The sequence below is a fragment of the Streptomyces sp. NPDC093085 genome (assembly GCF_040683935.1).
GTDB lineage: Bacteria > Actinomycetota > Actinomycetes > Streptomycetales > Streptomycetaceae > Streptomyces.
This window is the reverse complement of record NZ_JBFBFB010000003.1, coordinates 195,809-215,437: the sequence shown is the minus strand read 5'-3', so window position 1 is coordinate 215,437 and position 19,629 is coordinate 195,809. Positions and strand designations below refer to the sequence as shown.

Below are 19,629 nucleotides of genomic sequence, written 5' to 3'. Positions count from 1 at the left end.
CATCGGCTTCCCCGGGGCGTCGCTACGAGAGCCGGCCGTTGCGGAACAGGTCCACGAAGATCTGGTGGTCCGCCCTGGCCCGCGCCCCGTAGGTGTGCGCGAACTCCACCAGCAGCGCCCCGAAGCCCTCCTCGTCGGCGGCGATCGCCGCGTCGATGGCCCGCTCCGTGGAGAACGGCACCAGGGAGTGCCCGCTCTCGTCGTCCGCCGCCGCGTGCATGGTCGCCGTCGCCCGGCCCAGATCCGCGACCACGGCCACTATCTCCTCCGGGTCGTCCAGATCCGACCAGTCCAGGTCCACCGCGTACGGCGAGACCTCCGCGACGAGCTGCCCGGCGCCGTCCAGCTCCGTCCAGCCGAGCCACGGGTCCGCGTGCGCCTGGAGCGCCCGCTGCGAGATCACCGTGCGGTGGCCCTCGTGCTGGAAGTAGTCGCCGACGGCGCCGTGGCCGAGATGCCGGGAGACCGCCGGGGTGCCCGCCTGCTTGAGGTAGATCACGACATCGTTCTCCAGGGCGTCGCTGTTGCCCTCCAGCAGGATGTTGTACGAGGGCAGCCCGGCCGAGCCGATACCGACCCCGCGCCGCCCCACGACGTCCTTGACCCGGTACGAGTCGGGACGGGCCAGGCTGGACTCCGGAAGCGTCTCCAGATAGCCGTCGAAGGCCGCCAGGATCTTGTACCGGGTGGCCGCGTCCAGCTCGATGGCGCCGCCGCCCGGGGTGAAGCGCCGCTCGTACTCCCGGATCTCCGTCATCGAGTCCAGCAGCGCGAAACGGGTCCGCGAGCGGGCCGAGCGCAACGCCGCGAGCAGCGGGCCCTCCGCCGTGTCCAGGGTGAACGGCGGCACCTCGTCGTCCTTCGCGCCGGTCGCCAGCGCGTGGATCCGCTCGCGGTAGGCGCCCGCGTAGATCTCCACCAGTTCGGTGATCTGCTCGTCGCCGAGCGCCTTCGTGTAGCCGATCAGCGCGAGCGAGGCGGCGAAGCGCTTCAGGTCCCAGGTGAACGGGCCGATGTACGCCTCGTCGAAGTCGTTGACGTTGAAGACCAGCCGGCCGTTGGCGTCCATGTACGTGCCGAAGTTCTCCGCGTGCAGATCACCGTGGATCCACACCCGGCCCGTCCGCTCGTCCACGAACGGCTCGGCGGCACCGTTCCGTCCGCCCGCCAGGTCGCTGTAGAACAGGCAGGCCGTGCCCCGGTAGAAGGCGAAGGCGGAGGCCGCCATCTTCCGGTACTTCACCCGGAAGGCCGCTGGATCGGCCGCCAGCAACGCACCGAACGCGGTGTCGAAAACGGCGAGGATCTCCTCTCCGCGCTGCTCCTCGGCTTCTTCGGCGGGTCGCGGGACCGACATCGCGGGGTGCCTCCTGGTGGCGGGTGGAACGACGGACCGTACGGAGGTGACACACCCGTACGGGTGTGTCACGGGGGCGACGGTGCCCCCGCCCGGTCAACGCGCGGAGCCACCCCCGAGTGCCCGCGGGGACCCGTCGGGTCCCCGTCCGCTGTCAGTCGTGCGTCGTAGACTTCGACGCTGTCTCCCCGGAGTGTCCGCGCCCCGGGGACCACCCCGTGTCGCCCGCTCACCGGAGGCCCCGCCGTGACCAAGCCGCCCTTCACGCACCTGCATGTCCACACCCAGTACTCGCTGCTGGACGGTGCCGCGCGGCTGGGGGACATGTTCAAGGCGTGCAAGGACATGGGCATGTCCCATATCGCCATGACCGACCACGGGAACCTCCACGGCGCCTACGACTTCTTCCATCAGGCGAAGAAGGCCGACGTCACCCCGATCATCGGCATCGAGGCATATGTGGCGCCCGAGTCGCGGCGGCTCAAGCGCAAGGTGCAGTGGGGCCAGCCGCACCAGAAGCGTGACGACGTCTCCGGTTCGGGTGGTTACACCCACAAGACCATCTGGGCGGCCGACCGGACGGGGCTGCACAACCTCTTCCGGCTCTCCTCGGACGCGTACAAGGAAGGCTGGCTCCAGAAGTGGCCCCGGATGGACAAGGAGACCATCGCGAAGTGGTCCGAGGGCCTCATCGCCTCCACCGGCTGCCCCTCCGGTGAGCTCCAGACCCGGCTGCGGCTCGGCCAGTTCGACGAGGCGCTGAAGGCCGCCTCCGAGTACCAGGACATCTTCGGCAAGGACCGGTACTTCCTGGAGCTGATGGACCACGGCATCGAGATCGAACGCCGGGTCAGGGACGGGCTGCTGGAGGTCGGCAAGAAGCTCGGCATCCCGCCGCTGGTCACCAACGACTCGCACTACACGTACGCGGACGAGGCCACCGCCCACGACGCGCTGCTCTGCATCCAGACCGGCAAGAACCTCTCCGACCCGGACCGCTTCCGCTTCGACGGCACCGGCTACTACCTCAAGTCCACCGACGAGATGTACGCCGTGGACCTCTCCGACGCCTGGCAGGAGGGGTGCGCCAACACCCGCCTGGTCGCCGAGCAGATCAACACCGAGGGCTGGTTCGAAGAGCGGAACCTGATGCCCAAGTTCGATGTGCCCGAGGGGTTCACCGAAGTCTCCTGGTTCCGCGAGGAGACCATGCGCGGCATGGCCCGCCGCTTCCCTGGCGGGATCCCCGAGGACCGGATGCGCCAGGTCGAGTACGAGATGGGCATCATCATCGACATGGGCTTCCCGGGGTACTTCCTCGTGGTCGCCGACTTCATCATGTGGGCCAAGAACAACGGCATCGCGGTCGGCCCGGGGCGCGGCTCCGCCGCCGGTTCGATCGTCTCGTACGCCATGGGCATCACCGACCTCGACCCGATCGAGCACGGACTGATCTTCGAGCGCTTCCTCAACCCCGAGCGCATCTCCATGCCCGATGTCGACATCGACTTCGACGAGCGCCGGCGCGGTGAGGTCATCCGGTACGTGACCGAGAAATACGGCGCCGACAAGGTCGCCATGATCGGCACCTACGGCAAGATCAAGGCCAAGAACGCCATCAAGGACTCCGCCCGCGTCCTGGGATACCCGTACGCGATGGGCGACCGGCTCACCAAGGCCATGCCCGCCGACGTCCTCGGCAAGGGCATCGACCTCAACGGGATCACCGACCCCAAGCACCCGCGCTACAGCGAGGCGGGCGAGATCCGGGGCATGTACGAGAACGAACCGGACGTCCAGAAGGTCATCGACACGGCGAAGGGCGTGGAGGGCCTGGTCCGGCAGATGGGTGTGCACGCGGCCGGCGTGATCATGTCCAGCGAGACCATCACCGACCATGTCCCCGTCTGGGTCCGGCACACCGACGGCGTCACCATCACCCAGTGGGACTACCCGAGCTGCGAATCGCTCGGCCTGCTGAAGATGGACTTCCTCGGCCTGCGCAACCTGACCATCATGGACGACGCCGTCAAGATGGTGAAGGCCAACAAGGGCATCGACCTCGACCTGCTCGGGCTGCCCCTGGACGACCCCACGACGTACGAACTCCTCTGCCGGGGCGACACACTCGGCGTCTTCCAGTTCGACGGCGGACCCATGCGCTCCCTGCTGCGCCTGATGAAGCCCGACAACTTCGAGGACATCTCCGCCGTCTCGGCCCTCTACCGGCCGGGCCCGATGGGCATGAACTCGCACACCAACTACGCGCTGCGCAAGAACGGCCAGCAGGAGATCACCCCGATCCACCCGGAGCTGGAGGCCCCCCTCAAGGAGGTCCTGGGTCTCACCTACGGCCTCATCGTCTACCAGGAGCAGGTCCAGAAGGCCGCCCAGATCATCGCCGGGTACTCCCTCGGCGAGGCCGACATCCTCCGTCGCGTGATGGGCAAGAAGAAGGCCGAGGAGCTGGCGAAGAACTTCGTCCTCTTCCAGGCCGGCGCCCAGAAGAACGACTACTCGGACGAGGCGATCCAGGCCCTGTGGGACGTGCTGGTCCCGTTCGCCGGGTACGCCTTCAACAAGGCGCACTCCTCCGCGTACGGACTGGTCACCTACTGGACCGCCTACCTCAAGGCGAACTACCCGGCCGAGTACATGGCCGCGCTGCTGACCTCCGTCAAGGACGACAAGGACAAGTCGGCCGTCTACCTCAACGAGTGCCGCCGTATGGGCATCAAGGTGCTCCCGCCCAACGTCAACGAGTCGCAGGCCAACTTCGCCGCCCAGGGTGACGACGTGATCCTCTTCGGCCTGACGGCGGTCAGGAACGTCGGCGCCAACGTCGTGGACTCGATCATCCGCTCCCGCAAGGCGAAGGGGAAGTACGCCACCTTCCCCGACTTCCTCGACAAGGTCGAGGCGGTCGTCTGCAACAAGCGCACCGTCGAATCGCTCATCAAGGCCGGCGCCTTCGACGAGATGGGCCACACCCGCAAGGGCCTGGTCGCCCACCACGAACCGATGATCGACAACGTCGTCCAGGTCAAACGGAAGGAGGCCGAGGGGCAGTTCGACCTCTTCGGCGGCGGTGACGAGGAGAGCAGCGAGCCCGGCTTCGGACTCGATGTCGAGTTCTCCGACGTCGAGTGGGACAAGTCCTACCTCCTCGCGCAGGAGCGCGAGATGCTCGGCCTGTACGTCTCCGACCACCCGCTCTTCGGTATCGAACATGTCCTCTCCGACAAGTCCGACGCCGCGATCTCCCAGCTCACCGGCGGTGAGCACGCGGACGGCGCGGTGGTCACCATCGGCGGCATCATCTCCGGCCTCCAGCGCAAGATGACCAAGCAGGGCAACGCCTGGGCGATCGCCACCGTCGAGGACCTGGCCGGGTCGATCGAGTGCATGTTCTTCCCCGCGACCTACCAGCTCGTCTCCACCCAGCTCGTCGAGGACACCGTCGTCTTCGTCAAGGGCCGGCTCGACAAGCGCGAGGACATCCCCCGGCTCGTCGCCATGGAACTCCAGGTCCCCGACGTCTCCTCGGCCGGCACCGACGCGCCCGTCACCATCACCATCCCCACGGTGAAGCTCACCCCGCCCATGGTCAGCAGGCTCGGGGAGATCCTCAGCCACCACCGGGGCAACTCCGAGGTCCGCATCAAGCTCCAGGGCGCCCGCAAGACCACCGTGCTCCGGCTCGACCGGCACCGGGTCCAGCCCGACCCGGCGCTCTTCGGCGACCTGAAGGTCCTCCTCGGCCCGGCCTGCCTGGCCGGCTGACCGGCGCCGGTACGCCCGCGACCCGTACGCCCGCGATCCCGTACGCCTGCAAGCCCGTACGCCTGTAAGCCCGTACGCCGTTACGCCGTTACGCACGGGGGCGCGCCCGGATCTCCCGGGCGCGCCCCTGACGCTTCTCCGCGTTCGTGTCCCGCGCTCAGTTGTGGCCGAAGCGCTTCTGCCGCTTGTGGGCCACGTCCGACGGCGTGATCCTCTGCTCCACCCGGTCGGAACTGTCCTCCATCGCGGAGGACCTGGAATCCTGCGTACCGCGCTCCGACTCCGAGCGCGGATGGTGCTGCTTGTTGCCGCGATCCCGGTTCTTGTTCTTGGCCATGGCACTGCCTCCTGCGGGTTCATGTGAGGACCAAGGGCCGCGTTCAGCCTCACATAAGGCGCGAAACGCCGCATGTTGGATCATCGCCCTCCGTAACGGCACATCGGCGCCGTCATGCCGCCGATCCACCCCGGATCCACCGAAGATCCGCCACGCCGATGATCGAGTTCCGGACGTTAAGCCTCTTGCCGTCGGGCAGACTCGAAGCAAACCCGCAGTAACTCCCGATCTCCCGATCTCCCGATCCCGAGACCCCGAGGTTCCCGAAAGAGGGTGGAACGCGTGGACCGCTGCGTCGTCCTGGTGGACGCCGGATATCTGCTGGGCGCCGCCGCGAGCCTGCTGGCCGGGGAGCCGGCCAGGTCCCGGATCACCGTCGACCACACGGCCCTGATCCGGGGCCTCAGGGAACGGGCCGAGGCCGATACGGAACAGCCGCTGCTCCGCATCTACTGGTTCGACGGCGCGCCCGACCGGGTTCCGCAGCCCGAACACCGGCGGCTCCGCGTCATGCCCCGCGTCACCGTCCGTCTCGGCGCGCTGACCAGGAGCGACGGCCGCTGGGCCCAGAAGGGCGTCGACGCGGCGATGCATGCGGAGCTCACCGAGCTGGCCAGAAATCGCGCCTGCTCGGATGTCGTGTTGGTCACCGGGGACGGTGATCTGCTCCCCGGCCTGATGTCCGCGAAGGAGCACGGCGTCGCCGTCCACCTCTGGGCGGTCCAGGCCGCCGACGGCGACTACAACCAGTCCGAGGACCTGGTCGCCGAGGCGGACGAGCGCCGGGTCCTGGACCGCGTCTGGATCACCAAGGCCGTCCGCGCCAAGGATCTCGGCGGGGTCTGCGCACCCGCCCCGGCCCCCCGCCCGGAGATCGCCGCGATCCTCTCCGCCCCGCTCCCCGAATCGGCGCTCGCCGCGGCCGCCGCGGAGCGGACCGAACCGTCCACGCCGGCGCCCCCCGCGCGGGCGGCCCGTAACGGCTCGGCGCCCGCGCCCGCCGAGGAGACCCCCGCACCGGCCACGCCCCCCGCGCCCGGCCGGAGCGTCCCCACCCCCAAGGACCTGGCGGGCCTGCGCGCCCCGGGCCCCGACCGCCAGCCCGCCTCGCCCCAGCCCCAGCAGCCCGCCGGCGCCACGCTCCGCTGGTCCTCCGACCGGGGCTGGGTCGAACGCCCCGGCAGCGGCCCCGCGGGCGAACCCCCCGAGACCGCCTCCCTGCCCACACTGGCCCAGCTCACCAGCGCCGAGCAGCGCTGGGCCGACCGGGAGGAGGACATCACCACGGTCGGCGGCGACCCCTTCGAGGTGGGCCAGGTCTTCGCCCGCCGCTGGATGGAACGCCTCCCCGAATCCGGCCATGTACAGAAACTCTCCGTGATGTACCCCCGCGTCCCGCACCGCATCGACGGCGAACTCCTCCGCTACGCGGCCCGCTTCGGCCTGCTGGCCCACAAGGACGACCAGATCGACGAACACGACCGGTACGCGATCCGGGCGGGCTTCTGGCGGGAGATCGACGTACGGGCCGCCGAGAACGCGTGATTTCCCGAGGCTTGGTCCGCCTCCGGCTCAAGGAGCCCCGGAGGCGGACCGGGCCCCGGACCGGAGGCGGACCGGGCCCCGGAAAAGAGAGCACCGCGGGCGCGGGTAGGGTCGTTGCTCGTGAGTACGGTGTGCGTGGTGCGCGGGCTGGTGAAGACGTACCCCGCCGCGCGGGGCCGTCGGGGGGCGCCCGGGGCGCCTGAGGTGCGGGCCACCGACGGGATCTCGCTGGAGGTGCGGCGCGGGGAGATCTTCGGGCTGCTCGGGCCGAACGGGGCCGGGAAATCCACGCTCGTACGGCAGCTCACCGGGCTGATGCGACCCGACTCCGGGGACGTCACCGTGCTCGGGCACGACCTGGTCCGCCATCCCGAGCGGGCCGCGCGGCTGATCGGCTATCTGGGCCAGGAGTCGAGCGCGCTGGACGAGTTGACGGTGGCGCTGGCCGCCGAGACCACCGGGCGGCTGCGCGGGCTCGCGGTGCGGGCGGCACGGGCCGAGCGGGACGCCGTACTGGACGAGCTGGGGCTGACGGAGATCGCCGGGCGCCCGCTGAAGAAGCTCTCCGGCGGTCAGCGGCGCCTCGCCTGCTTCGCCGCGACGCTGGTGGGGGAGCGCCCCGTACTGGTGCTGGACGAGCCGACCACCGGGATGGACCCCGTCGCGCGGCGCGCGGTGTGGGCGGCGGTGGACCGGCGGCGCGCCGAGCACGGGGTGACCGTGGTCCTGGTCACCCACAACGTCATCGAGGCCGAGACGGTCCTCGACCGGGTCGCCGTGCTGGAGCGCGGCAAGGTCATCGCCTGCGACACCCCGTCGGGGCTGAAGGAACGCGTCGCCGGAGAGGTCCGCGTCGAACTGGTCTGGCGGGAGCGGGCACCGCTGGAGGTGCCGGAGGTGGCGGCGCTGCGCGGCTCCGCCCAGGAGTCGGGGCGCCGCTGGACGCTCCGGCTCGCCCCCGACGAGGCGCGGGCCGCCGTGGCCGCGGTGACCGGCGGGGCGGCCTTCGCGGCGCTGGACGACTTCACCCTGGCCACCCCGAGCCTGGAGGACGTCTATCTGGCGCTCGGCGGGCGGGAGCGCGGCCTGGTGAAGGCATGAGCGGGGGCATGAGCCGGGGGACGGGCGACAGGGGGATTTCCCGGTCGGGGCCCGGGATCGGCCGCCGGATGGCAGGGTGGGGGCCCATGGCAGGGTGGGGCCCGGTGACGGGGCCGGGCGGCGCCCGGGGGCCGGCGGCCGTACGTACAGCCGTACCGCCCGCCGTACCACCGGCCGTACCTCCGGCCGTACGTCCGCGAGCAGCGGGCCCGAACGTACCGAACAGGAGCAGCGCCAGGTGAGCACCGTGCCCGCAGAGGCCGCGTCCGCGACGGAGGCCGGGTCCGCGAGGGCGCGGACGGCGAAGGATATCCCGGACGCCGCCGGGACGACCGGCGCCGGGAAGACCGCAACCGGGACGACCGGCGCCGGGCAGACCGCAACCGGGGCGGCCGCCACCGGCGCGACTGGTGCCGGGACGGAGACCACCGGCGCGGCCGGCGGCGCTGCCGTGCCCGCGCCGCTCGCGCCCCGGGCGCGGCTCGGGCCCTCGCTCGCCGCGGTCTACCGCGCCCAGCTCTCCCGGGCCCGGGTGGCGCGGATCCCGCTGCTTTTCGTGGCGACGTTCCAGTCCGTCGGGATCATGATCCTCATGCGGGGCGTGGTGGACGGCGGCGCGGAGGCGCGGGCGGTGGTCGCCGGGTCGAGCGTGCTGGTCGTCGCCTTCGTGGCGCTCAATCTGCTCGCCCAGTACTTCGGCCAGTTGCGCGCGAGCGGCGGCCTGGACCACTACGCGACGCTGCCGGTGCCGCCCGCCGCTGTGGTGCTGGGCGCGGCGGGCGCGTACGCCTCGTTCACGGTGCCCGGTACGGCGGTCACGGCCGTCACCGGCAGCGTCCTCTTCCAACTGCCGCTCACCCACCTCTGGGTGCTCGCCGCGGTCATCCCGCTCTCCGGCGCGGCCCTCGCCGGCCTCGGCGCCGCGCTGGGGCTGCTCGCGCCCCGTCAGGAACTGGCCACCCTGCTGGGCCAGCTCGGCATGTCCGCGGCGCTGCTGCTCGGGGTGCTCCCCGCGGAGCGGCTGCCGGGGCCGATCGGGTACGCGCGGGATCTGCTGCCGTCCACGTACGGGGTGGAGGCGCTGGCCCGTACCTTCGACGCCCGCCCGGACTGGGCCGCCGTCGCCTTCGACCTGGGGGTCTGCGCGGCCGTCGGGGTGGTCTCGCTGGCGGTGGCGACCTGGGCGTACCGGCGGGCCGCGGTCCGCTGAACGGCGCGGGACGGCGCCGGGCGGCGGGCGCGACCGGGTTCCGGACCGGCCGGACGGGGTCACGGCCGGACGCGCCGGGGTTCCGGGCGGACGGGACGGTGTCCGGTCAGCGGCCCCCTGAACGGTCCGGTGCGGCGGTCAGGGCCGGGGCCTGGCACGATGGCACCGTGACCGCACCTCTGACGCCTCCCCACCAGCCGCAGCACGACGAACCCCGGCAGACTCCGCCGGCCGGGGTGCCGCCTTATCCGGCGGTCGAAGCGGAGGCGGAGAAAGGGCCCGGGATGAAGACCGAGGTGCGGCAGGCGGCGGTGGTGCTGGTGGCCTCGCTGGCGGCGGGGCTGCTGCTCGGGGCGGCGTGGATGTGGCTGGCGCCCCGCGTGCCGCTGGTCTCGGACGCCACCGCGGTCTTCCTGAAGGACACGGAGGGCGAGGAGGCGGTCGGCGCGGACGGCACGTTCCTGCTGCTGGCGCTCGCCTTCGGGGTGATCGGCGCGGGCCTGGTCTTCCTCTTCCACCGGCGCGGCGGGATCGCCCTGGTGCTCGGGCTGGCGCTGGGCGGGCTGCTCGGGTCGGTGGTGGCCTGGAAGTTCGGCGTGTCGCTCGGCCCGACCACGGATGTCGTGGCCCACGCCAAGCAGGTCGGCAAGGGCGTCGCCTTCGACGCCCCGCTCGAACTCCGCGCGAAGGGCGCGCTGCTGGCCTGGCCGATCGCCGCGATGGTCGTCCACCTCGCCCTGACCGCCCTCTTCGGCCCGCGCGACCCGGAGCCGGAGTGGGAGTGGCAGCAGGCGGTGGCGTACGACCTGGGGGAGCGGCCCGAGCCGCGCCCGGACCAGCGCCCGGGGGACGAGAACCCGTCCTGGGGCGCTTCGGAGAAGTGACGCGGTGACGCGGTGACGACGTGACGCGGTGACGACGTGACGTTCCCCGGTACGGGGTCTCCCGTACCGCGTGCCCCGGCGCGGCTCAGGCGCGGCCGATCGGGGCCAGGATCGCGGCGGTGAGGGACGCCAGGTCCGCCGGGGCCACTTCCACCTCCAGGCCGCGGCGGCCCGCCGAGACGCAGATGGTGGGGTGGGCCTCCGCCGAGGCGTCCAGGACGGTGCGGAGGCGTTTCCGCTGGCCCAGCGGGGAGATGCCGCCCCGTACATACCCGGTGGTGCGCTCGGCCGCCGCCGGGTCGGCCATGGTGGCGCGCTTGCCGCCGACCGCCGCCGCCAGGGCCTTGAGATCCAGGGAGCCGGCCACCGGCACCACGGCGACCGTGAGTTCCCCGTCCACGTCCGCGACGAGCGTCTTGAAGACCCGGTCGGGGGAGACGCCCAGCGCCTGTGCCGCTTCCTCCCCGTAGGACGCGGAGGCGGGGTCGTGCTCGTACGCGTGCACGGTGTACGGGGTGCCCGCCGCCGTCAGGGCGACGGTCGCCGGGGTCCCGCCGGGCTGCTGCCGCTTGCCGGACTTCTTCGCCACGGTCGAACCCCCGGTGTCAGTGGTGTGAGCGGTGTCAGTTGAGGCTGGTGGGTGTCTGGGTCAGGGTGACGCCGGGCAGCGACGGCAGATGCCGGATCACCGCGGTCTCCGCCCGCAGCAGCGTCAGCTCCTCGCGGAGCCGCGCCGCGATGTCCGGCGCCTCCAGCAGCCGCTGCTTCGCCGGGACGTCCAGCACCGCGGCGGCGGCCACCAGGTAGGAGACCACGGAGGGCTCGTCGGGCAGGTCCTCGATCCGGGAGAGCGAGCGCTCGCGCGCCCCCGCCAGCCGCTTCTGGTAGCTCTGGAACGCGCGCAGCACCCCCTCGGCGAGCGGGGTCGCGCCGTCGCCGGGCTCCTCGGGCAGCTCTTCGAGCTCGGCCGTCAGATAGGGGCCGCTCGACTCGACGGAGAGCAGCCGGACCCGGGTGGTGCCGGTGGCGACCACCTCGAAGGTGCCGTCGGGGCGTTCCCGGATCGTCGCGGCGTCCGCGACACACCCGACCGGGTGGAACGCGGCGGCGGGGTCGGGGCCGAACCCGTCGGCGGGGCCGCGCTCGGGCGCCGGCGCGCCCTCGGGCATCCCCGGCGCGGTCACCGCCACTTCGTGCCCGTCGCGGATGGCGACCACGGCGAAGAGGCGCGGCTCGGACTCGTCCGTCTTCAGCAGCTCACGCATGATCGCGCGATACCGCTCCTCGAAGACGTTCAGGGGCAGGACGAGGCCCGGGAACAGCACCGCGTTCAGCGGGAAGAGAGGGAGGCGTGCGGTGGTCACAACGGTCAAGCGTAATGGCCGTGGGGCCCTCCGTGGTCGGCCCGGTCGAGCAAAGGGATCCCCGAGGCCACCCGGGTCCGTCCCGCGTCCCGCGTTTCCAGGAACCCGGCGAGCGGATCGTCCGTGAAACCCGCCCAGGGGAACGAGGCCGAGTACCGCCCGTCTCACCCCCGGCGCAGGACCCGGGTCGCGCCCGTGGCGACCGTCGTGGCCAGGATCCAGCCCAACACCACCAGGCCGGCCGCCGTCCACTGCCAGGTGCCCTCCGGGAGCCAGTAGCCGTCCTGGCCCAGGTCGATCACCGGGACCAGCAGGTCCAGGGCGTAGAGCGCCGGGTTCCACGCCGGGTGTTCGTCGGGGCGGAGCGGGGCCGGCGGGTTGCGGGCGAAGGCGATCGTGCCCGCGCCCCAGAGCAGCGCCATCCACAGCGCCGCCCGCCCTGGCCGGTAGCCGTAGGCCACCGTCCAGTCCTGGAGGTACCCCCACACCTTCGCCGCCAGCGGCAGCGTCTCGCGGCGCCGCCGCTGTTTCGCGAGCAGCACCTCGCGGGCGTCCGCGTCCTCGCCGCTGTTCCGCAGCACCTGCGCCAGCCGCTCGTACGGCTCCGGGGAGTACTCCGGGGTCGCCGCCGCCAGCCACTCCAGCCTCCGCAGCAGCGGGAAGTGCCCGAACGGGACGAGGTTCTCGTAGACGAAGCCGCCCATGGCGATCCCGCCCGGGCCCGGCCAGCTCGTCGACATGTCGATGAGCGTCACGATCCGCGCACCGCTCAGCACGACACGGCCCTCCTCCACGCGCTCGCACTTGAAGCGCAGCTCCGGCGTGGTGATCCGGCGCAGCGAGAGCTCCTCCGTCGGCGCCAGGAAGAACCGCGCCCCGTCCACGTCGAGCGCGTCGCCGAACCTGCCGTCGTCCAGCCGCACCCCGCCCCGGCACTCGAAGCGCTGGAGACGGGTGGAGCTCAGGGCGGGGGCCGCGGCGGGGCCGGACGAAGAGCCGGGGAGCGACCCCAGGGCGGCCCCCAGGGGGATCCCGTACGGGGGCGTCACCGCCGGGATGTCGGGGGCGCCCAGGGTGGCGAGGGGGTCCGCCGCGTCGTTGATCCACGCGCCCGCCAGATAGAGCGAGCGCTCCACCGTGAGCTGCGGGGCGTTGAGCGCGCGCCGCTCCTCCGCCGCGCGCAGCCGGCTGCCCCGCAGGCTCAGCGAGACGCCGACCTTCGCACCCCGGAGACTGACCTCGCCGTACGTCTCGATCTGGTCCGCCGTGAAGTCCTGCGCCACGGACATCCCGTCGGCGGCGATCGCCCGCCCCGTCCGGTCGGGACCCACGTCGATCTGGCTGATCAGCAGGTCCGTACCGATCTGCGCGTCGGTCAGCCGGATGCCCCGCTCCACCCGGCAGCGCGGCAGATGGAGATCCCCCTGGGTGCGGAGCCGGGCCGCCTCCAGGCGCGGCAGGGCGCACCCCACCATCCGCAGGGTGGTGAAGTGCGACTCGGGCAGCACCACCTCGTTCTCGAACCGGCAGCGGGTCAGCTCCACGTACGGGGCGACCGTGCCGCCCGCGAGGTTGAGCGTCCCGGTGATCTGCGCCCCGCGCAGCTTGAGCGCGGCGACCCGGCCCGGCAGCGCGGGCGGCCCGCTGAGCAGCAGCAGCGCGATCACCCGGGCGCGGACACTGCGGTCCATGGGCCAGGGACGGGGGGAGAAGGGATCGTTCCTCAGGGGGTCCGACGTACTCAGGTCGTAGGTGCTGCCGTTGCGGAACGACTGCCACATGCCGACCTCGGCGGCGCTGAGCCAGTCGGGATATTCGTCGTACTGCGGCTCGGTCACGGCCGCTCCTCCGCTTCCCCGTGTGCCTACAGGGTGTGACTGCTGATCATGGATGGGTCGGGCGATGTGCGGTGATGCGCGGAGCGATGTACAGAGGGGTGTACAGACCCGAAGGGCGTAACGCTCCTTACCTTCGTTGTGCCCGTTCGGTGACGACCTGAACACTAGTAGTGAGGTGTGACCTCCGGGGCATGTATCAGCCAGTGATACGGGCGTCCGGCGGCCTCGGGCGGTCTGCGAGAATTGACCCCGTGATCTCACGAATCGATCTGCGCGGCGACGCCCTCCCCGAGGGTGTAGCTCTGCGTGACCTGTTGCCCCGAGCCGACTTCGACGTGACCGCCGCCCTGGAGAAGGTCGGGCCGCTCTGCGAGGACGTCCATCATCGGGGCACGGCGGCGCTGATCGAGGCGGCCGAGAAGTTCGACGGAGTGAGGCTGGAGCGGGTGCGGGTCCCCGCCGCCGCCCTCGCCGACGCCCTGGCGGCGCTCGATCCCGCCGTACGGGCCGCCCTGGAGGAGTCGATCCGGCGCGCCCGCCTGGTCCACCGCGCGCAGCGGCGCACCCCGCACACCACCCAGGTGGTGCCCGGCGGCACCGTCACCGAGAAGTGGGTGCCGGTCGACCGGGTCGGGCTCTACGCGCCCGGCGGACGCTCGGTCTACCCGTCCTCCGTGATCATGAACGTGGTGCCGGCCCAGGAGGCGGGCGTCCCCTCCATCGCGCTCGCCTCCCCGCCGCAGAAAGAATTCGGCGGGCTGCCGCACCCGACGATCCTCGCCGCCTGCGCGCTGCTCGGCGTCGACGAGGTCTACGCGGCCGGCGGCGCCTCCGCCGTCGCGATGTTCGCGTACGGCACCACGGGCCCCGACGGCTGCCCGCCCGCCAACATGGTCACGGGCCCCGGCAACATCTGGGTCGCCGCCGCCAAGCGGTACTTCACCGGCCGGATCGGCATCGACGCCGAGGCGGGCCCCACCGAGATCGCCGTCCTCGCCGACGCGACCGCCGACCCGGTGCACGTCGCCGCCGACCTGATCAGCCAGGCCGAGCACGACCCGCTCGCCGCCGCCGTCCTCGTCACCGACTCGACCGAGCTGGCCGACGCCGTGGTGAAGGAGCTGGAGCCGCAGGTCGCGGCCACCAAGCACATCGAGGACCGGGTGCGCCCCGCCCTCACCGGCCGGCAGTCGGCCATCGTGCTGGTCGACTCGGTCGAGGACGGCCTCCGGGTCGTGGACGCGTACGGCGCCGAGCACCTGGAGATCCAGACCGCCGACGCCGCCGCCGTCGCCGCCCGGGTCCGTAACGCGGGCGCGGTCTTCGTCGGCCCGTACGCCCCCGTCTCGCTCGGCGACTACTGCGCGGGCTCCAACCACGTCCTGCCCACCGGCGGCTGCGCCTGCCACTCCTCGGGCCTCTCCGTCCAGTCCTTCCTGCGCGGCATCCACATCGTCGACTACACGGAGGACGCCCTCGCCGAGGTCGCCCACCATGTGGTGACCCTCGCGGAGGCGGAGGACCTGCCCGCGCACGGGGCGGCTCTGAAGGCAAGGTTCGGATGGAAGGTTCCCGGCAAGTGAGCGCCACCCCGGCCCCCGGGCCGTCCCGCCCGCTCGGTACCGACGCCCCGCTCGGCATCGACGACCTGCCCGTACGGGACGAGCTGCGCGGGCAGTCCCCCTACGGGGCGCCCCAGCTCGACGTCCCCGTACGGCTCAACACCAACGAGAACCCCTACCCGCTCCCCGAACCCCTGGTCGAGCGGGTCGCCGAGCGGGTCGCCGAGGCCGCCCGCGGGCTCAACCGCTACCCCGACCGGGACGCCGTCGAGCTCCGTACCCGGCTCGCCGAGTACCTCACCCGTACGGGACTTCCCGGCGACGCGGCCCCGCTGACCGCCGCCAACGTCTGGGCCGCCAACGGCTCCAACGAGGTCATCCAGCAGCTCCTCCAGACCTTCGGCGGCCCCGGCCGTACCGCCATCGGCTTCGAGCCCTCGTACTCGATGCACGGGCTGATCGCGCGGGGCACCGGCACCGGCTGGCTCTCCGGGCCGCGCAACGACGACTTCACCATCGACGTGGCCGCCGCGCGCGAGGCGATCGCGGAGCACCGCCCCGACGTCGTCTTCATCACCTCCCCCAACAACCCCACCGGTACCGCCGTCCCCGCCGACGCCGTCCGCGCGCTCTACGAGGCCGCGCAGGCCGTCCGCCCGACGCTGGTCGTCGTGGACGAGGCGTATGTCGAGTTCAGCCACCGGCCCTCGCTGCTGCCGCTGACCGAGGGGCGCCCGCTGCTGGTCGTCTCGCGCACCATGTCCAAGGCGTTCGGCGCGGCCGGGCTCCGCCTCGGCTATCTCGCCGCGCACCCCGCGGTGGTCGACGCCGTCCAGCTCGTACGGCTGCCGTACCACCTCTCCGCCGTCACCCAGGCCACCGCGCTCGCCGCGCTGGAGCACACCGATACGCTCCTCGGGTATGTCGAGAACCTCAAGGCCGAACGGGACCGGCTGGTCGCCGAGTTGCTCGCCCTCGGGTACGAGGTCACCGCGTCCGACGCCAACTTCGTCCAGTTCGGCCGCTTCCCCGACACCCACGCGGCCTGGCGGCGGATCCTCGACCGGGGTGTCCTCATCCGTGACAACGGCGTACCGGGGTGGCTGCGGGTGACCGCGGGGACCCCGTCCGAGAACGACGCGTTCCTCGACGCGGTACGTGATCTCAAGAAGGAGCAGAGCGCATGAGCCGCATCGGCCGCGTGGAACGCACGACGAAGGAGACCTCCGTCGTCGTCGAGATCGACCTCGACGGCACCGGAAAGGTCGATGTGTCGACCGGGGTCGGCTTCTACGACCACATGCTCGACCAGCTCGGCCGGCACGGCCTCTTCGACCTCACCGTGAAGACCGAGGGCGACCTTCACATCGACTCGCACCACACCATCGAGGACACCGCGCTCGCGCTCGGCGCCGCCTTCAAGCAGGCGCTCGGCGACAAGGTCGGCATCTACCGCTTCGGCAACTGCACCGTCCCGCTGGACGAGTCGCTGGCCCAGGTGACGGTCGACCTCTCCGGCCGCCCGTACCTCGTGCACACCGAGCCCGAGACCATGGCGCCGATGATCGGCTCGTACGACACCACGATGACCCGGCACATCCTGGAGTCCTTCGTCGCGCAGGCCCAGATCGCGCTCCACGTCCACGTCCCGTACGGGCGCAACGCGCACCACATCGTGGAGTGCCAGTTCAAGGCGCTCGCCCGGGCGCTGCGCTACGCCTCCGAGCGCGACCCGCGCGCCACCGGAATCCTCCCGTCGACCAAGGGCGCCCTGTGACCGGTCTGTCGACCATCCTGATCGTCGTGGGCCTCTTCCTGGCCGGTGGTGTCTACTCCTTCCACAAGCAGAAGCTGCCCACCGGCGTGATCGTGCTGCTCGCACTCTGCTCCCTGCTCTGCCTGGTGGCGGGCGTTCTGCGGATCGAAGGGCTCTGGGAATGACCGGAACAGCGAAGAGCGTGGTCGTCTTCGACTACGGATTCGGCAACGTACGCTCCGCCGAGCGCGCCCTCGCCCGCGCGGGGGCGGAGGTGGAGATCACCCGCGACTACGACAAGGCGATGAACGCGGACGGGCTCCTCGTCCCCGGCGTCGGCGCCTTCTCCGCCTGTATGAAGGGGCTCAGGGCCGCGCGCGGCGACTGGATCATCGGCCGCAGGCTGGCCGGGGGCCGTCCCGTCATGGGGATCTGTGTCGGGATGCAGATCCTCTTCGAGCGCGGTATCGAGCACGGCGAGGAGAGCGAAGGGCTCGACGAGTGGCCCGGCACGGTCGGACCGCTCCAGGCCCCCGTCGTCCCGCACATGGGGTGGAACACCGTCGAGGCGCCCGACGACAGCCGGCTCTTCGCCGGGGTCGACCGCGACGCCCGGTTCTACTTCGTGCACTCCTACGCCGCCCGGGAGTGGAGCCTGGAGACCACCAACGCCAAGATCCGCGCCCCCCGCGTCACCTGGGCCACCCACGGTGAGCGGTTCGTCGCCGCCGTGGAGAACGGCGCGCTGTGGGCCACCCAGTTCCACCCCGAGAAGTCCGGCGACGCCGGTGCCGAGTTGCTCTCCAACTGGATCGGAACCCTCTGAATGTCTTCTGTGCCCCCGTCCGATGTGCCCCAGTCCGCCGCGTCGGGTCTCCCGAAGCTGGAGCTGCTCCCCGCCGTCGACGTCCGCGACGGCCAGGCCGTCCGGCTCGTCCACGGCGAGTCCGGCTCGGAGACCTCGTACGGCTCCCCGCTCGAAGCGGCGCTCGCCTGGCAGCGCGCGGGCGCCGAATGGCTCCACCTGGTCGACCTCGACGCGGCCTTCGGCACCGGTGACAACCGGAAGCTGATCGCCGAGGTCGCCGACGCCATGGACATCAAGGTCGAGCTCTCCGGCGGCATCCGCGACGACGCCTCGCTCGCCGCCGCTCTCGCCACCGGCTGCACCCGTGTCAACCTCGGCACGGCCGCCCTGGAGACCCCGGAGTGGGTCGCCAGGATCATCGCCGAGCACGGCGACAAGATCGCCGTCGGCCTCGACGTGCGCGGCACCACCCTGCGCGGCCGGGGGTGGACCCGCGACGGCGGCGACCTCTACGAGACGCTCGCCCGGCTCGACTCCGAGGGGTGCGCGCGGTACGTCGTCACCGACATCGCCAAGGACGGCACCCTCCAGGGCCCCAACCTGGAGCTGCTGAAGAACGTCTGCGCCGCCACCGACAAGCCCGTCGTCGCCTCCGGCGGCGTCTCCTCCCTCGACGACCTGCGGGCCATCGCCACCCTGGTGCCCGAGGGCGTCGAGGGCGCGATCGTCGGCAAGGCGCTCTACGCGAAGGCGTTCACGCTGGAAGAGGCCCTCGCGGCGGTGTCCGGATGAGCGGCGCGCCGGAACCCGTACGGGACGACACGGCGGATCCCGTACGGGACGACACGGCGGGCCCCGTACGGAAGTTCCCCTCCGGGGGACCCTGGGAGGAGCGCTTCGGCTACTCCCGCGCCGTCGAACTCCCCAACGGGCTCGTCCTCGTCTCCGGCTGTACGTCGGTGGTCGACGGCCGGATCGCCGAGGGCGGCCCGTACGAGCAGGCCGTCACCGCCTTCGGGGTGGCGGTCAAGGCGCTGGAGGAGCTGGGACTCGGCGCCGAGCACGTCGTACGGACGCGGATGTACCTCACCCATGTCCGGGACGCCGACGAGGTCGGCCGCGCCCACCGGGAGCTCTTCGGCGCGGTACGCCCCGCCGCCACCATGGTCGTGGTGGCCGGGCTGATCGACCCGAGCCTCTTCGTCGAGGTCGAGGTCGAGGCGTACCGCACCCCCGGCGGGACCCCCGGCGACCGGCGCGGAGGTGGCGCATGACGCTCGCCGTACGGGTCATCCCCTGTCTGGACGTCGACAACGGACGGGTCGTCAAGGGCGTCAACTTCCAGAACCTGCGCGACGCGGGCGACCCGGTCGAGATGGCCCGGCTCTACGACGCGGAGGGCGCCGACGAGCTGACCTTCCTCGACATCACCGCCTCCTCCGGCGACCGCGAGACCACGTACGACGTGGTGCGCCGCACGGCCGAGCAGGTCTTCATCCCGCTCACGGTCGGCGGCGGCGTACGGACCGCCGATGACGTCGACAAGCTGCTCCGCGCGGGCGCGGACAAGGTCGGCGTCAACACGGCGGCGATCGCCCGCCCCGAGCTGATCCGGGAGATCGCGGAGCGCTTCGGCCGCCAGGTCCTGGTCCTCTCGGTCGACGCGCGCCGTACCCCCGCGGGCTCCTTCGAGGTCACCACGCACGGCGGCCGGCGGGGCACCGGGCGGGACGCGGTGGAGTGGGCGCACGAGGCGGCCGAGCTGGGCGCGGGCGAGATCCTGCTCAACTCGATGGACGCGGACGGCACGAAGGACGGCTACGACACGGAGATGATCGCCGCCGTCCGGAAGCATGTCACCGTGCCCGTCATCGCCTCGGGCGGCGCGGGCGCCCTGGCCCACTTCGCCCCGGCGGTCGAGGCGGGCGCTGACGCGGTGCTGGCCGCCTCCGTCTTCCACTTCGGCGACCTGCGGATCGGGGACGTGAAGAACGCGCTGCGGGAGGCGGGACACCCGGTGCGCTGAACGGGGCCCCGCCCTGAGCCGCGAGTCCCGCGCTCCCCGGGCCGGAGCCCCGGCCCCC

General features: G+C 72.1%; 18 protein-coding genes. 13 read left to right on the top strand and 5 right to left on the bottom strand.

Features of this window, described 5'->3' with window-relative positions:
* Window positions 1-22: 22 nt before the first annotated feature.
* Complete coding sequence (locus AB0O07_RS11725) at window positions 23-1,357, bottom strand: DUF2252 domain-containing protein (RefSeq protein ID WP_365630823.1); 1,335 nt, start codon at window positions 1,355-1,357, stop codon at window positions 23-25.
* 246 nt (window positions 1,358-1,603) lie between these two features.
* Between AB0O07_RS11725 and dnaE the strand changes: the two genes are divergently transcribed.
* The gene (gene dnaE, locus AB0O07_RS11720) at window positions 1,604-5,140 is read left to right on the top strand and encodes a DNA polymerase III subunit alpha (protein ID WP_365630821.1); all 3,537 of its coding nucleotides are present in this window, start codon (window positions 1,604-1,606) and stop codon (window positions 5,138-5,140) included.
* A gap of 157 nt (window positions 5,141-5,297) precedes the next feature.
* Here the strand turns inward: dnaE and AB0O07_RS11715 are convergent, their stop codons facing one another.
* The gene (locus AB0O07_RS11715) at window positions 5,298-5,477 is read right to left on the bottom strand and encodes a hypothetical protein (RefSeq protein WP_365630819.1); all 180 of its coding nucleotides are present in this window, start codon (window positions 5,475-5,477) and stop codon (window positions 5,298-5,300) included.
* A gap of 273 nt (window positions 5,478-5,750) precedes the next feature.
* On the opposite strand from AB0O07_RS11715, the gene AB0O07_RS11710 reads away from it, so the two are divergent.
* The 4 genes from AB0O07_RS11710 (at window position 5,751) to AB0O07_RS11695 (ending at window position 10,217) form a co-directional block, all read left to right on the top strand.
* A complete protein-coding gene (locus tag AB0O07_RS11710; protein WP_365630817.1) occupies window positions 5,751-7,022 on the top strand; it encodes an NYN domain-containing protein in 1,272 nt (423 codons plus the stop codon).
* 129 nt (window positions 7,023-7,151) lie between these two features.
* Window positions 7,152-8,123: an ABC transporter ATP-binding protein gene (locus tag AB0O07_RS11705; protein ID WP_365631538.1), complete on the top strand. Its 972-nt coding sequence runs from the start codon at window positions 7,152-7,154 to the stop codon at window positions 8,121-8,123.
* Between the two features lie 451 nt (window positions 8,124-8,574).
* Complete coding sequence (locus tag AB0O07_RS11700) at window positions 8,575-9,333, top strand: ABC transporter permease (RefSeq protein WP_365631536.1); 759 nt, start codon at window positions 8,575-8,577, stop codon at window positions 9,331-9,333.
* Between the two features lie 167 nt (window positions 9,334-9,500).
* Window positions 9,501-10,217, top strand: a complete 717-nt coding sequence (locus AB0O07_RS11695) for a DUF2567 domain-containing protein (protein ID WP_365630815.1) — start codon at window positions 9,501-9,503, stop codon at window positions 10,215-10,217.
* Window positions 10,218-10,302: 85 nt separating this feature from the next.
* Here AB0O07_RS11695 and ybaK read toward each other — a convergent pair whose 3' ends face one another.
* The 3 genes from ybaK to AB0O07_RS11680 form a co-directional block, all read right to left on the bottom strand.
* A complete protein-coding gene (gene ybaK, locus AB0O07_RS11690; protein WP_365630813.1) occupies window positions 10,303-10,806 on the bottom strand; it encodes a Cys-tRNA(Pro) deacylase in 504 nt (167 codons plus the stop codon).
* Between the two features lie 34 nt (window positions 10,807-10,840).
* Entirely contained in the window at window positions 10,841-11,590 is a 750-nt protein-coding gene (locus AB0O07_RS11685; protein ID WP_365630811.1) for an LON peptidase substrate-binding domain-containing protein, read from the bottom strand.
* Between the two features lie 155 nt (window positions 11,591-11,745).
* Window positions 11,746-13,419 (bottom strand): oxidoreductase, encoded by a 1,674-nt coding sequence (locus tag AB0O07_RS11680; protein ID WP_365630809.1) that lies wholly within the window; start codon window positions 13,417-13,419, stop codon window positions 11,746-11,748.
* A gap of 251 nt (window positions 13,420-13,670) precedes the next feature.
* On the opposite strand from AB0O07_RS11680, the gene hisD reads away from it, so the two are divergent.
* From hisD to hisF, 8 genes are read left to right on the top strand one after another with little or no spacing between them, the layout of a single operon-like run.
* Entirely contained in the window at window positions 13,671-15,002 is a 1,332-nt protein-coding gene (gene hisD / locus AB0O07_RS11675) for a histidinol dehydrogenase (RefSeq protein ID WP_365630807.1), read from the top strand.
* A 56-nt stretch (window positions 15,003-15,058) separates the two neighbouring features.
* A complete protein-coding gene (locus AB0O07_RS11670; RefSeq protein ID WP_365631534.1) occupies window positions 15,059-16,168 on the top strand; it encodes a histidinol-phosphate transaminase in 1,110 nt (369 codons plus the stop codon).
* On the top strand, window positions 16,165-16,758 hold the full coding sequence (gene hisB / locus AB0O07_RS11665) for an imidazoleglycerol-phosphate dehydratase HisB (RefSeq protein ID WP_365630805.1): 594 nt from the start codon (window positions 16,165-16,167) through the stop codon (window positions 16,756-16,758). The genes AB0O07_RS11670 and hisB overlap by 4 nt, the downstream gene beginning before the upstream one ends.
* The gene (locus AB0O07_RS11660) at window positions 16,755-16,922 is read left to right on the top strand and encodes a hypothetical protein (protein ID WP_365630803.1); all 168 of its coding nucleotides are present in this window, start codon (window positions 16,755-16,757) and stop codon (window positions 16,920-16,922) included. Before hisB ends, AB0O07_RS11660 begins: the two co-directional genes overlap by 4 nt.
* Entirely contained in the window at window positions 16,919-17,563 is a 645-nt protein-coding gene (gene hisH / locus AB0O07_RS11655; RefSeq protein WP_365630801.1) for an imidazole glycerol phosphate synthase subunit HisH, read from the top strand. The genes AB0O07_RS11660 and hisH overlap by 4 nt, the downstream gene beginning before the upstream one ends.
* Complete coding sequence (gene priA / locus AB0O07_RS11650; RefSeq protein ID WP_365630799.1) at window positions 17,564-18,337, top strand: bifunctional 1-(5-phosphoribosyl)-5-((5-phosphoribosylamino)methylideneamino)imidazole-4-carboxamide isomerase/phosphoribosylanthranilate isomerase PriA; 774 nt, start codon at window positions 17,564-17,566, stop codon at window positions 18,335-18,337. It abuts the gene before it with no gap.
* Window positions 18,334-18,819: a RidA family protein gene (locus AB0O07_RS11645; protein WP_365630797.1), complete on the top strand. Its 486-nt coding sequence runs from the start codon at window positions 18,334-18,336 to the stop codon at window positions 18,817-18,819. Before priA ends, AB0O07_RS11645 begins: the two co-directional genes overlap by 4 nt.
* Entirely contained in the window at window positions 18,816-19,571 is a 756-nt protein-coding gene (hisF, locus tag AB0O07_RS11640) for an imidazole glycerol phosphate synthase subunit HisF (protein ID WP_365630795.1), read from the top strand. The genes AB0O07_RS11645 and hisF overlap by 4 nt, the downstream gene beginning before the upstream one ends.
* Window positions 19,572-19,629 lie beyond the last annotated feature (58 nt).